This is a genomic window from Vibrio sp. 5S239, from assembly GCF_041439575.1.
GTDB lineage: Bacteria > Pseudomonadota > Gammaproteobacteria > Enterobacterales > Vibrionaceae > Vibrio > Vibrio kanaloae.
Genome location: NZ_JBGOOM010000005.1, coordinates 73,881 through 88,001, shown reverse-complemented (window position 1 = coordinate 88,001; position 14,121 = coordinate 73,881). Strand labels below are relative to the sequence as shown.

Here is a 14,121-nt window from a genome sequence, read left to right as displayed (position 1 = left end):
TCTTGGTCAATTCACCAAGATGAATAATTCTTCTACAAGGAGATTCCAAATATCTCTTCATCTGCATTCACCAATAAAATTGGAGTTGCAGCCAACAACGCTGCGACTTCAATTACACAGACTAGTAGCCGTTCGGGTTATTCGATTGCCAGTTCCACGTATCCGCCGTCATTTCCATCACGCTGCGAGTTGCTTTCCAACCTAACTCACGCTCTGCTTTGTCTGTGCTTGCCCAGCATTCGGCAATGTCACCAGCGCGGCGTGGACAAAGTTCATAAGAAACCGGTTTGCCCGATGCTTGTGCGAAGGCTTCAACCATCTCGAGTACGCTTGAGCCTTTTCCTGTACCTAGGTTGTAAATATGTAAGCCCGCTTTCTCGCCCACCGCTTTTAATGCCGCGACATGGCCATCAGCTAAATCCATCACGTGGATGTAGTCACGAACGCCAGTTCCATCCGGTGTCGGGTAATCGTTTCCAAAGATAGAAAGCTTCTCTCTACGACCAACGGCAACCTGTGCGATGAACGGCATTAGGTTGTTTGGAATGCCTTGTGGATCTTCACCCATGATGCCTGACGGATGTGCACCAACAGGGTTAAAGTAGCGCAGTAAAGTGACGCTCCAGTCGTTTTCCGCGTTGAACAGATCGCTTAAGCACTCTTCCGCCATATATTTGCTGCGTCCATAAGGGTTAGTTGTCGCGCCAGTTGGTGAAGTTTCAGTAATAGGTACAACTTCAGGGTCACCGTAAACGGTAGCCGAAGAACTAAATACGATGCTTTTCACGCCCGCTTTCTTCATGCTACGCGCTAGGACCAGAGAACCATTGACGTTGTTATCGTAGTACTCCAAAGGCTTAGCAACTGATTCTCCTACCGCTTTTAGGCCAGCAAAATGAATCACCGCTTGAATGTCATGCTTGGCAAACACGCTATCTAGGAAAGATTCATCACGAATATCTCCAAGGTAAAATGTTGGTGTTTGACCGGTTAGCGCATTGATTCGCTCCAGTACGAGCTCTTTGCTGTTGCAAAGGTTGTCTACAATGATTGGCTCTATGCCCGCTTGCATCATTTGAATGCATGTATGACTTCCGATGTAACCCATGCCGCCCGTAACCAGTACTTTCACAATCAACCTCTCTTTGTCGTCATTCGTGGGCTAACTTTAACTGACATTCAGCTCAGTAGCACCGTATGTCAGAAATAGTAGCAGCCATTTTGACTATAATTCTGTGATCAAAACCACGAAGTGTAAACGTTTACACTAACTTTCATCATTGGAACTGATAGTGACATAGAGAGAATGTATAGCTGTTAACCTCTAATCCATTGAATTTTAATAAGATAATTATAGATAGTTAGATTTGAGACATCACAGATGTGTTGAGCATTTATTTTACTAAAAGTTAATGCATTGGCTTTCAGTTTGATTACAATAGGTCTGTAGAATTAAGAGGTGCATTGCTTTTTTACTAAAGACGAATTTCAAAGCAGCGCAATGTTCCAAGAACAGGAAGTGAGTATGGCAACGTTAAAAGATATCGCGACTGAAGCAAATGTTTCATTAGCTACCGTTTCCCGGGTTCTCAATGAAGATCCAACATTAAGCGTCAAGGAAGAGACCAAGAGGCGGATCTTTGAAATTGCCGAGAAATTGGAATACAAAACCAACAGCTCACGTAAATCTGTTAGCGGTAAAAAGCAGAACCACCACTTCCTTGCTCTGTACAACTACAAGCAAGAAGCGGAAGTTAACGACCCTTACTACCTATCCATTCGCCATGGTATTGAAACTCAATGCGAAAAAATGGAACTTGGACTAACCAATTGTTATGAAAGCAAAATACAAGTTAACTCTAGCAATATTACCGGTATTTTATTAGTCGGTAGAATGACACAAGAAGTTATCGAGCAAGCAAAAAATCTCACCGATAATATTTGCTACGTCGACTTTACGGATCACTCAGAACCTTATGATTCTGTCGATATCGACCTTGCTCGTATCAGCAAAGAGATCACCAACTTCTTCATTAACCAAGGTTATCAACGCATTGGTTTCATTGGTGGACAAGACGACATTAACACCTCTGATATTCGCGAAGTGGCTTTTGCAGAATACGGTGGCCTTAAGAACGTCGTTAGTGAACAAGATATCTATCGCGGTGACTTCTCTAGCTCGTCGGGCTACGACCTAGCGAAGAAAATGCTAGAGAGCGGCAATTACCCGAAAGCCATGTTTATTGCATCAGATTCCATCGCTATTGGCGTTTTACGAGCGATTCATGAGCACGGATTGCGCATTCCTGAAGACATTGCGCTGATCAGTGTCAATGACATCCCAACCGCTAAATTTACCTTCCCAAGTTTATCAACCGTTCGTATTCACTCTGAACTGATGGGAATTCAAGGTGTTAACCTTCTGGTTGAAAAAGTACGCGACGGCCGAACCATCCCATTACGCGTCTATGTACCAAGCAAATTAAAGCTGCGCGACACGACAAAATAGTTAAAATATCAAATAGATAAACTAAGGCTACCTTTGTTGAAGGTGGCCTTTTTTGTGCCCATCACACAGCACTGTAAAAAGACCATAAAAAACGTGATGGAGTTAAAGCAAAACGTTTTCACTAACTTCATTTAGTAAAAGTTTTACTAACAATTACCTCAGTCCAAAAATACTCGTATTCACTACGACCCAATTACGCATAAGAACGTCGGTCAGCAAATTGCATTCAGACCGAGAGAGAGGCAACGTGAATTACTCACCTCTAATACCGCCTTCAGGTTTGGGTCTTAGCGTTAAGCTGAGGCCCATTTTTATATCCGCAGAAATAGTTTTTGGCCTACTATGATCCTTTTACTTCATTTACTGTACTTTAACCATTGTCAACACAACAAAAACACACCTGATAACGGCAATGTCCTTTCAATAGCTTGATATAGTTCTGTTGCGTTAGCTCGAGTTTTAACTTAGAGCTTGTGTCTGATCGGCATAATCAGAAACAAAAAACCGAAAGTAGAAACTTTCGGCTTTTGAATAATATTGGGTAATCAGGTCAATAGATTTAATATATCAACTTATTAAAGTCGTCGCCTATTAATCGCAATTTATTTCATCCCAGAACCAGTTCGATTGAATAGGGCTTTCCCATACGCCAGGGCCGTTTTTCGCCACGAAGCACTTACCGTTATGTGTCACCTTGTCGCCATTACTCACTTGGCTCACGCCCGCTTCCCATGTGATAAACACCGATGGATCGACGATAATTGGTGGCTCAGTCACTGGCGGTTCAACAGGGCTTGGGTCTACCGGATCAGGATCGACAGGTGTAGGCTCACCGGCAACTAATTTCCAAGGGCCGCCATTGGCAGGGTCATCCCCTTGTGTCCACCATTTCGCTTCGTAGGTTGCGCCGTTGTGAGTGACTTGGTCACCCGCATTGTAAACCTTGGTCGCACTCCAACCATTACCACCCGGATCAGTACCAGGGTCTACCGGATCAAGCTTATCGACCACTTTCACTTCAGGCCAGCTCGCGTGAGAACCGTAGAAGTTGGTCACACACTTCTCGTAATCTCCAGCAACCAACGCTGAATATGCCGTTTGGAAACCAACAAGCTCACATTCAAATGAGTAACCTTCGGGGCGATCTGCGTAGTATTTCCAGTTACCATCCCAGTTAGTGTATAGCACGTCAGTGGCACCGTTGAGGTTTAAGCTTCCGTAAGGGGTTTGCTGCCAACACGTGTTCTGCTCGTCCGCTTCTACAGGAATTTCATAGTGAGCCGCTAGGCCTTCCCAGTAACGAATTCGGTTAACGGGTTGACCTTTGTCTTTATTCTGCTCACCACACTCAATTCCACCATTGATCACGTTGATAGTAGTACCAAAGCCATAACCAATACCGGCATCCAATTCGCGCTGAGATGGCGTCCATGTACGGTCGATCACGTGCAACATTGCAGGTTTAGGTGCTTGAGGAGTAAGGAAGAACCAAATAGCAGAAGCTAGGTTTAACCAAGAGTCAGCCACTAAGGCCGGATTATTCAATAGAACCGTCGCATCACCATCGAACATCACTTCCGAGAACGCACCGTAGTTAAAATGGTAAGAAAGCTGTTTAGCACCACGTCCGAAATAGCCCTGCCCTGTGGCACAAGGCCAACGTTCATTTTGCCAATCGTTCTGGCCACAACCTGTGGTGTAGCCTTCTTGCCCTTCAGACCACCCCATTTCACGAACATGTACCAACGCTTGCTGCCACTCTTCTAGAGCTAATGGGTTATCAGAAGTGTTGTCGATTGCGATGTGACCGCCCGTCTCTTGAGAGAAGTGAGCAAAAGCGGTGATGATGGATTTCTTACAGATAGCATCAGAATCTCGCCCATCAGTGTACTCTCCACAGAAGGCTGGGAATTTACCAATCGCGCGCAAGAAACGAGTATAAGTGTATTCTGGCGCTGCCATCTGAGTGAGAAAGTTCCATTCAGATTGAGGAAATACACGCTCAACACGCTTTACGTTTTCAGGGTTAGAAGGCGAACCGGGTTCAATCGCTTCAACGATGGTGTTAGAACGAGTTTGTAGGGCCTGTGACCAGATAGCATACATAGGGTCGGAGGTTTTCACCTGTTCAGCAGCTTGTAATGCCGACTTCTCAACAAGGTAACCATTCGGGTTTTGCGGATCAGGTTGGATGTTCAAAGACGCATGGCTTTGGGCTGCTAATGTACATCCAAGTATTGCCGCCAAATATTTAATTTTTAACATGGTGGATTCTCTTATCTGTCCTTAATAAGTCCATCAAAGAGTATGCGTCACATGTGAAATGGCCTAGCTGGTGTGGTATGAATTTATAAAAATTGCGAGTGATATTTTTATGTATAGTCCAACACAACAAAGCGTCTCATTGTTTCTTGAGGCGATGTCTAATTTTCGACTAGTTTGGCTCCTAACCGTTCGATATGACTCTTTAATACCTGAATAAGAAAGAAAAAAGCCCCGAACAGAGTTCGAGGCTTTTAAGATTTCAATCAACGTTGGCTAATTCTCTAAGAGATTATTCCCACTCGAATATCAATGAGAAGAAAATAATTCTATATAACAACTAGTTAGAAAGTCGATCTTTGTCGATACCATCATCTATACCATGCGCAGAATTTTTTTTATTTTTTGCGTCTAGTCGGCGTTTTAGTTCAGCTTTGGCCCAAGCTGAAGACTCGGCCATATCACGACGAAGCTCATCAATCTGAGTTTCAGTCAGTTTATATATATATGGCTTGTCTACTTTCATTATTACTAAACTCTTTTAGTCCCAGCTGGTATTTTTTTGCAACATAGCATGTTTAACACGCGATTCTAATTCTATCAATTTTTCACCGACACCAGCATTACCTAGGTATGGTTGAATCTTTAAAAAGCCTCTATGTAACTCACGGCGAGACGAGCTTTTACCTTCTTTCTGAACAGCATAAGCGACCATTTCAGCGCTATTCAGCCCTCTCCTGACGGCAAGGCTAGCATAGTTTAATGCAGGACTAGCCTCTGACAAATTTGTACTTCCATCGTTGACATACCTTAGCAAAACCTGAAGAGGTACACTCATTAAATGTGCTAAGTCAGGAACCATTCTGATAACAAACTTTCTTGCACTTGTGGTGTATTTCAAATCTCTTGTTTTTGAAGAAAAAACTTTTTGTATTTCAATCAGCGTCTTACCCTGCATCCACAGAGATAGACCAGAAGATATCAAAGGAATTGCGAATTTTGCTTTTTCAACATCATCCTGTAGCGAATTATAACTATTATCAAATAGTGACTCGAAATTCTCTGGCTTTAAAAGACGATACATACTGTGAGGATGCCTAGAAAGCCAATCAAACATCCATTTAACAAATCGATCTACTGTTTCAAAGCTTGTAAAATCATCAGAAACCAAAGAATCAACAAGTTCTTTTAATACATCTTCAGGCATACCTAACATAGAAGCTAGATCGCGTAATGCCTGGGATTCCTCACTGGAATCAACATCATTATTATCTAGAATAGAGCGAGCGGCAGCTATTCGACTAACAATCCACTCAGTATTGCCCTTTTGCTTTTGTCTAAAAGCCGCAAAGCTTCTTTTTAATCCATGAGTTACTTCTGATTTTCCCTCTTCGTCTTTTTCTGCCTCAGCTAGCCTTGCAACTACATATCGTTCTAGATCTCCAACTTCTTCTACTTGATTGTGGATACGGTCCATTATCGATGTTAGAGGATCATCCAAAATAATACACTGATCTGATTGGCCAAAGATTTCACGGAGGGTGGTCCAACGGTTTCCTATTGTCCTTTCTTGATCATTTAGTCCTACGACTTTCCCTGGAATTACTAATACAATACCTGTAGCACTTTCACCAGCTCTTCCAGCTCGCCCAGCTGAGTTCAATAAATCTTCTGGTTTGAGGATATCACGACTACCAGAAGCCATATTAAACTGACTATCTTCCGCAATGATTACTAAATCCGCAGGCAAGTTCATCCCCTGACCTAAAGTTGGTGTAGCGGCCAATACAGCTAATGCTCCTTCACGTTTATATAATGACTCTGCGAGAAATCTTTCTTCTGGTAATAACTGCCCATGATGACATCCAGCGCGATTTACAAGTTTTCCATTACTCAGCTTTATATACAGCTTTTCAGGAGAACCTATTTCATCTACTGCAATCTCATAAGCTTTTTTTTCATCACCTGTTAAATCTAAACTACACGGAGAAATTTTAGTCGATGCTTTTTCGGCTATTGATACTGCGTTTGGAATTGATTGCGAGAATACTAGAGTTCTAATGCCTGCCTTAGCTGCTTCGGCGGCTATCGAAGATGCAACAACTCCAGAGTTTGGAGTGAGCCCCCATCGGGAATTCGTTGATAGCTCTAATGATTTTGAGGAAAAAGGGACTTTTGCGTAGTCACGACGGTCCATAGAAGCCCAGGTTTGTTTAACACTAAAAAATGCTAATGGTGTAGCTGTTAATTGTCGCTTTAACTTAGCTGGGACGCTACCTTTAGTTTTTTTTGTTCTCTCGTTCCTGAGTAGATTTTCAAGTGTGCTTAAACGATTGGAGTCATAAACTATACAACCTCTTAATTGACGAGTAGGTTTCCAGGAGTTATCTAACGAGATAGATAAACGGTTAGTTAACTCAGATAGCCAATGACTTAATTCTTTCGTATTCTTCATCATTGCAGACATTAATACAATATCGGCATCAGGTGCCACTCTAACAAACCCTAGAATACATAGCATTGCATCTATAGCACGTCTATCTTCACTGCTTTTAGGATGTATTAAATGGCATTCATCGAAAATGAATACTCCAACATCAACAAATCTTTCGGGATCCAAATGTGTTGCAAGTAGACATGCTTCTGGAGTCATTACCATTATATCTGGCAAGTCATTACCGCTATCTAGCAGACCAAAGTCATCAGCTCTCTCTCCTTTGACTCCAGCTCTTGGAAATACCTTTTTCAAATCTCGAGCAGTCTGGTCCACTAGAGCATGTGTAGGAGCTAAAAATACAGCTTTACACCCTCTAAGTAGAGTCGCATGAAGCTTAAGCTGTGCTGTTGTTGATTTCCCTGAACCAGTAGGAAAACCAATTGCTGCGGATACACCACTATTTAAATAACCACGTTCAATCGCATCCTTATGATTTTTCCATAGGTATGGACGAGTACTTGCCAAAGCCTTCATAGCATCTAGCCATAATCCTTTATCAACTCCATTGGGAGGTAGTATTTTTACGACAGCACTATCCAACAATGCATTTCCTGTAGCTATTAATAAGCTAGCTAAATGAAATGGTCCGGGAAAGAGTTCTTGACTCTCGAGAGTTTTAGATTGGAAGGGAATATCGACGGTTGATGATGCTAATTCTTTTACTTCAGAAAAAACAGCAATTGGATCAGCCATTCCTTTAATACGACGCCCTTGTAAAATAAAAGCAAGAGCGCGAACGCCACGTAAAACTCTATAATATAAAGCATTACTGGCCAATTGACCGCCTTCTCCTATTACAAGTTTTTTTTGAGAAGGACATCTACGGGCAGTAATTTTTTCCACATTTCCTTGAGATAGCATTATTAAATGCCATATTAATTCACGCTGTAGTAAGTCATTTTCTGGTAACTTTATTATGCGGCTTATTTCTGAAGCATCCGCAAATGCCTCAGCAATGAGAAATAATAGCATTGCTGATACATCTGGGCTGATAGATTTCAAACCAATATATGAATAAGTAATATTAGAATCGCGTAATACGGTTGCTTGATAGGCTAATTGGTATGCTGTAGCGGCAACAAAGCTCGCAGATTTTTTATCTTCACGTTCGGGGGATATTGAAACTAAAGCCTCATTGGTTCTTGCTAAACGCAAAGAAAATTTAACCGTTTCAATCAAGTCGTCTATATTAGCCTCTCCATTTCTCAATAAGACACGACTAGAAACAATTTCAGCATATGCTTTAGATAAGTAGTCAGGAAGAGACTCTCGATCTAATCCAGGAAGATCGGGGGTAGACTGAATTAACTGTGAGGTTATTGAATCATACATTACTGTTACTCTCTTCCATATTGATAATCGCTATTGCCTTTTTGGACAATATGTCTATCCAGTTTCTAAAGCTATTTTGGTGGAGAATATCCCCCCTACGCTTGCTCCGATCACCAACAACTGAAACATCATAGTCTTTAAATAAGCTCCGCAATCCTGTTTGGGTAGAATGGGAGTCTCCAACAGTTACAGCAATTCGATATGCTCGCTTTTCATCCCATAAGATCTCAGCGACTACACTATCAGGGTCTGCACATCCCGACCGCTCAAGTAATGATACTACTGAAGCGATTAGCTCGTTATCTCGCTCACCTTTTTCAAAGGTTTCAAATTCGGGTAAAACTGAATTTTTGATTTTATTCCTTGGGTTCTCTGTAGCTTTATCCTCAAGAATAACGGCTTTTGATATACCTTTAGAGTCATTTTCAATAAGAAAACCATCTAGGCCTTTATCTGCTTTAATCATTTGAGGCGCTCTTATATAAGAGTTTTTATAGGATTGGTGAGCTGCTACCCATGAAATAACCTGAAACACCCAACCATCTCTATGGTACGGCTTTTCGCCTGACTTAACTGTCAATAGCTGTCTGGCAGCATCATATCCGCTTTTTGGGTAATTAACGTGAGAAGAGCTGGTAGCTTTAAGAATTCTCTCCGCAACCCTAGACTGCCCAATAGCAACACGAGCGATGATGCTAGCTAATTCATCTTCATCATCAACTGACCAAGCCGCTCCAAACCAACTATCTTTTTCTTCAATCGGTTTAAATGAAATTGGCATAACAGGTCACACTTTATGTTAGTTAACTTTATGAACATATTATGGTTTTATATCAACGAATGCTATGGAACAGATCATGTTTCATATTCCATATTGGTGAAAATTCAGGCCGGTGCACGTGTGCTTTCTAACTATTTGATCCGTCCAAACGGACAGCGTCTCATTCTGTAGATTTGATCGATCGATACGGTCATCTATCCCATGCTCAGATTTTTTGATACTCGTCGCCGTTATAGTTCAGCTTTGGCCCAGGCCGACGACTCTGCCATGTCCTGCCGTAACTGAACGATCAATTAAGAGGTTAGGATGCAAACCTTAGCTTCTTTTCTATCAAAGCCAAAATCAGGGAGGGAAGGTTTATCTGAACTGTGCGTCACACAAACAAGGGCTACATAAGAAAATCTAGGCAGCTCCACCTTCCATGATACTTAGCTTTCGCCTCGCCTCACTTAGAGTGGAACTACCGAGACCGAGCGGCTCATGCGGACCGCTCAGGCATACATCTCCATGCGTAGGACAATGTCTACCCATGCGCGCTGGTGTGTGAGCTGCAAACAGCCATTAAGTCGCACGATGCGCTTTATTCAGTATACATCCTGGCTCACTTTAGCGTCTAGCTCTTTAGCGAAATCATACCCTGACCACTTCGTGAACCAAGTCGAGCAATAGCTGATAACTTTTTTTCTAGATTCTTTAGGGACATCACTTTTTTCTAAAATTTCATTCTTAAGTTTATCACTCACATATGGACACGCAATCAAATCAAGTGTCATATGTGTAATCTCACTATCAATGCTTATTGTCGCGCTCTTTTCTATATACTTTTGCAAAACGTATTTTTCAATCGGCTCTTTTAAAAAATCATACCGTTTCTTGTTCTCTATATAAAAAAGCAAAACAACAATAGAAAAGTAGTTCAAATCTTTTTCAACATTAATATCTTCAGAGCTTTTTACAAACCCAAAGTATTTGCATAGTGAAAATTCATCAAGCCAATAGAACTTACCTAGCTGACGCATTAGAACAAGCAAGTATAATGTCTCAACAGGAGTTTCATTTCCTACCTTAATGTCTTCCAATACAGAGCAAGAGCCATTGAATATAGAACGAAATATCACATCACGATATTCAATTCCCACAGTACGATCATTAACAAACAGAATAATCTGTTGCATAATTCTACAGAGCTTAATGGTACCATTAACTTTTGGAGACATTGAATATATGAAGAATGAAAATTCAATCAAACTAACCAATGCACTTATAAGCTGCTTATCAACATTTTCACTTTCAGGAACCTTAGTATAAACAAGCAATATTTTTCTTACTTTTTTTTCTAAAATAGAAAGGGTGTAGTTAAGTATATCTCCATATGAAACATCTGAAGTATGAAGGATAGATTTAAAGTCCGTAATTAAGCTTGACTTACTGAAGTACAAACTAGCTTTCTCTATTTCCTTCGTTCCATCTACATATTCTATTTTGTACTTTAGCTTATCTGACAGAAGGTCAGCAATTTTCTTTTTTGCTATCGTGATAGGTGTTATTACTGGCCTATTAAAAAAATATTCTTTACTTTTATTTAGGTTAAGTTTATATCTTGTCAAACAAAGGCTAATGGAAGATTTTATTTTAGAGAAAACCTCTTGGTTATCATAAAAAACAAAGAAGTCATCAACATATCTAAATATATGGTAGTCAACTCCAAAGAAAACATTACTTTTCTCCAAGTCAAAAACAATATCATTATCAATAGCCTGAAGTATAATTTCCGCAAATATTCTAGACAACTCAGGGCCAATTACAATTCCATTTGTCTCATTATAGTTCAACTGCTGCATTAAACTATCAAAAACATTTGGAAAAGTCGATTTAGTTTGGCTCAGATTATTTTTGGCATACTCTTTACTGTATACAGCCCAAGCTATCGAATGTGTATAAATGGAATCAAAACAGTTTGAGATATCGAGTTTTGATAAATAACTATATCTTCCCTCGCAATCATGATATTCGTCGGACTCGTAAAAATTAAAAATACTGCTATATTTATCGTATACAAAAAACGATTTCAAATTCTCGTAATTCTCACCTTCAACCTCGATCACTTCACCATCAGTATCAAACTGCTCAATAAGCGATTTCTTGTCTACATACGTACAACCAGCAACTCGCTTTGCCGACCTAAGGCTAAACTTGCTTTTATCACAATAATAAGTAATCAAATCCTTATTGTTCTTGTAAAACTCTACAGCAAAAATTTGTGACCTTGGGTGAATTAAAGATAGATGTCTATACTGGTCCGCTTTGTGCGATATATTAAATGTGAAAGGTATAGTAAAAGGGCTTATCTTCTTTGCACTAACTTTGCTGTACTTGATACCTTCTTTCTCAAAATTCTGAACCTGTTTACTTTTAGGTAGGCCAAGCAAAAGCATAACAAGGCTATCAAAAGCGGTGTCTTTCTTCTTCCAGTAATAATAACCATTCGAATACTTAACCTGATTTTCTACTATGAAGTTATAAAAATGCCTGTTCGAAAAGGTTATTGGCACCTCATACGGAAGCAGGTCTGAAAGGACGACTCTCTCAATAGGGAAATTGATTGATAATGTTTTCTTAGGCATCCTTCCATCCTCTAGTTACATTTTTTAAGTCAGTAGTAGTAAAACTTCTGAAGACTTTCTTTTCAAATCCCTCAACAAAAGAAAACTTATTTAGACGCCTAATCAGCCTCTGATCTGTTATCGCTAGCAACTTCGCTTTCAAAAAATTATCAATTTCTTCCAGATCACTAATGTCATTTATATACATATTATTAAAATAAACACCTGTGAACGCTTTGCTTTTTGCATGTAAAAGTCTAGTATTCCCCGTTAAGAACCGAATTTTATCTATTAATAGTTCAGATTTTTCATTAGGATTATATTTGCATTTTTTCAAATAGCTATCAAAAGCCTGATTTATACGTTTTTTATATTTATCAACCCTTTTACTGCTGAGACGAATTACTATATCTTTACCTTTAGATGAAAATTTATACCCCAAATATTCAAATTCTTGAGCCTTATCAACCGTCAAGTCAATCTCTTTAGTTTTATTATTTAGTTGTAATTTTTTCCTACCAACAGCTTCACCTACAGCCTGAAGATAATAAGACTTATCTTTTATTAAATCTGGGGAATATATCAATATTAAATCATCAACGTAGCGAGAATAAAAAGTCAAATCCGGACTATTTACCAGCTCATCATCCAGGTCTTTCATATATACTTCTGATAAATAGGCGCTTAAACCAACACCTCTTGGGAGCCCTTTATCACAACCCACCAAATTAGCATATGATCGAAGAAGTTGAGTGAGTATTCTCTTAGGCAATACAGACAGTCTTGTGGATGCGTGCAGCTTTTTTATAATAATCTCATGCTCAATGCTTTCGTAAAAGTCTTTTACGTCAGCTTTAACAATATATTTAGGGCTTTTATCTAGGAAAACACTTCTGACTCTACTAACAATTAAATCACGATGAGACTGTTTTATATTATACGTATTTTTTATTATGTTATGTAAATGCCTTGTGACAAATATGCTCTCAACGCTGTTCCCAATAGTAAAAACATCTTTACCAGAAACCTGATTGGGCAGCTTCGATAACGGGAGATTATATCCTTTCCTATTTACTTTATTGCAAATCTTTTCAATCTCATCATTTACGCAATTATTGTACCTACCTTTTCTTATCTCCAATAATTTACGGATTAACTCCACTTTTTTCTCACAGTGTTCTTTTGTTATCAACATTTTTTTAAATCTTGATAAAGTGCGATATTTCAGTTTTTTTAAATTTCTAATTTTCAGTCTTTCAGCATATGCTTCTTCAAAGTATTCACGCTCTAAATCTCCTCGATTTTGCAGATCAAGATCATAAATACTCCGGAAGTTTTTAACTGAAAAAGACTGTTCCATAATCGATCACCTTACTCCATCCCTAGCCCACTAAATACATATGGCATTAAAATATAATGATTTATGCTTATCTATCACTTTACCATTCTCATTACAATAATGGATATACTGAAATAAACCCAACGGCAGATTTTTTGTTGGTTTAACGTTAAAGGCGACCAGTTGGTCGCTACCTGAGAATTGTTGGTTGAACTTCGATATTATGCGTTGTTGTCATGTGTCACCTCTCTGACAGGTGGTATATGGAAATGCGGGCCGGTGCACCATCACTGGCCCGTGTGCTTTCTAATTACTTGCGTCGGCCAAACGACCAGCGTCTCGTTTTGTCAATTTGATCGACCGACCTTATCATGTTCTTGTAAACATGCCCTGCCAACCTATGTTGGAATACCTCCATTTTGTTGGTAATGGCTTTCATTTTCGTGCCATATCCGGTGTTGTGCAGCCACTGTCCTAAAAAATAGAAGGCCAGCATCACAATGAACATCACTGCAAAGAAGCCAAATACTTCCGCAAGGTTTTGGGGTGGAAAGTTAAACTCCATAATCAGTAATCCTTATCTAGTTAGGCCATACGGCCTTTTTAACAAAGTTGGCAACCTCTTCATTACGTTCCTGCTGTTGTTCCTGGGAATACGAAACGTAGTCCTCAACGTCGAAGATGTGCTTTTCTGGATCGCGCTCTTGCCACTCAGCATGTGCTTGGCGTACTTCTTCCTGGTCCTCACTGGACAGGCCATCAAAGCCTTCGTTTTGATTCATCCACCCAGTTACACCG

At 39.9% G+C, this 14,121-nt stretch carries 10 protein-coding genes; 1 reads left to right on the top strand and 9 read right to left on the bottom strand.

Annotated features, from left to right (window positions below):
• Positions 1 to 121: 121 nt before the first annotated feature.
• Positions 122 to 1,132, bottom strand: coding sequence for a UDP-glucose 4-epimerase GalE (galE, locus tag ACED48_RS05920; protein ID WP_017056232.1), 1,011 nt, complete (start codon positions 1,130 to 1,132; stop codon positions 122 to 124).
• Between the two features lie 393 nt (positions 1,133 to 1,525).
• Here galE and ebgR point away from each other — a divergent pair, with 393 nt between their 5' ends.
• Positions 1,526 to 2,509: a transcriptional regulator EbgR gene (ebgR, locus tag ACED48_RS05915; RefSeq protein ID WP_017056231.1), complete on the top strand. Its 984-nt coding sequence runs from the start codon at positions 1,526 to 1,528 to the stop codon at positions 2,507 to 2,509.
• Between the two features lie 591 nt (positions 2,510 to 3,100).
• Here the strand turns inward: ebgR and ACED48_RS05910 are convergent.
• The 8 genes from ACED48_RS05910 to ACED48_RS05875 form a co-directional block, all read right to left on the bottom strand.
• Positions 3,101 to 4,774, bottom strand: coding sequence for a chitinase (locus ACED48_RS05910; protein ID WP_017056230.1), 1,674 nt, complete (start codon positions 4,772 to 4,774; stop codon positions 3,101 to 3,103).
• 337 nt (positions 4,775 to 5,111) lie between these two features.
• Positions 5,112 to 5,297: a hypothetical protein gene (locus ACED48_RS05905; protein WP_017056229.1), complete on the bottom strand. Its 186-nt coding sequence runs from the start codon at positions 5,295 to 5,297 to the stop codon at positions 5,112 to 5,114.
• Positions 5,298 to 5,312: 15 nt separating this feature from the next.
• A complete protein-coding gene (locus ACED48_RS05900) occupies positions 5,313 to 8,600 on the bottom strand; it encodes a DEAD/DEAH box helicase (protein WP_017056228.1) in 3,288 nt (1,095 codons plus the stop codon).
• On the bottom strand, positions 8,593 to 9,381 hold the full coding sequence (locus ACED48_RS05895) for a hypothetical protein (RefSeq protein ID WP_017056227.1): 789 nt from the start codon (positions 9,379 to 9,381) through the stop codon (positions 8,593 to 8,595). The genes ACED48_RS05900 and ACED48_RS05895 overlap by 8 nt, the downstream gene beginning before the upstream one ends.
• A 584-nt stretch (positions 9,382 to 9,965) precedes the next feature.
• Positions 9,966 to 12,005, bottom strand: a complete 2,040-nt coding sequence (gene drt3b / locus ACED48_RS05890; protein WP_017056226.1) for an antiviral reverse transcriptase Drt3b — start codon at positions 12,003 to 12,005, stop codon at positions 9,966 to 9,968.
• Positions 11,998 to 13,344, bottom strand: coding sequence for an antiviral reverse transcriptase Drt3a (gene drt3a, locus ACED48_RS05885; RefSeq protein ID WP_017056225.1), 1,347 nt, complete (start codon positions 13,342 to 13,344; stop codon positions 11,998 to 12,000). The genes drt3b and drt3a overlap by 8 nt, the downstream gene beginning before the upstream one ends.
• 289 nt (positions 13,345 to 13,633) lie before the next feature.
• A complete protein-coding gene (locus tag ACED48_RS05880; RefSeq protein WP_017056224.1) occupies positions 13,634 to 13,888 on the bottom strand; it encodes a hypothetical protein in 255 nt (84 codons plus the stop codon).
• Positions 13,889 to 13,904: 16 nt separating this feature from the next.
• Positions 13,905 to 14,105, bottom strand: coding sequence for a conjugal transfer protein TrbL (locus ACED48_RS05875; protein WP_029626965.1), 201 nt, complete (start codon positions 14,103 to 14,105; stop codon positions 13,905 to 13,907).
• Between the last annotated feature and the right edge of the window lie 16 nt (positions 14,106 to 14,121).

Coding starts and splice junctions, on each gene's coding strand:
- ebgR (WP_017056231.1), top strand. CDS start 1,526: ATGGCAACGTTAAAAGATATCGCGACTGAAGCAAATGTTTCATTAGCT.
- ACED48_RS05880 (WP_017056224.1), bottom strand. CDS start 13,888: ATGGAGTTTAACTTTCCACCCCAAAACCTTGCGGAAGTATTTGGCTTC.
- ACED48_RS05895 (WP_017056227.1), bottom strand. CDS start 9,381: ATGCCAATTTCATTTAAACCGATTGAAGAAAAAGATAGTTGGTTTGGA.
- ACED48_RS05910 (WP_017056230.1), bottom strand. CDS start 4,774: ATGTTAAAAATTAAATATTTGGCGGCAATACTTGGATGTACATTAGCA.
- ACED48_RS05875 (WP_029626965.1), bottom strand. CDS start 14,105: ATGAATCAAAACGAAGGCTTTGATGGCCTGTCCAGTGAGGACCAGGAA.
- ACED48_RS05900 (WP_017056228.1), bottom strand. CDS start 8,600: ATGTATGATTCAATAACCTCACAGTTAATTCAGTCTACCCCCGATCTT.
- drt3a (WP_017056225.1), bottom strand. CDS start 13,344: ATGGAACAGTCTTTTTCAGTTAAAAACTTCCGGAGTATTTATGATCTT.
- ACED48_RS05905 (WP_017056229.1), bottom strand. CDS start 5,297: ATGAAAGTAGACAAGCCATATATATATAAACTGACTGAAACTCAGATT.
- drt3b (WP_017056226.1), bottom strand. CDS start 12,005: ATGCCTAAGAAAACATTATCAATCAATTTCCCTATTGAGAGAGTCGTC.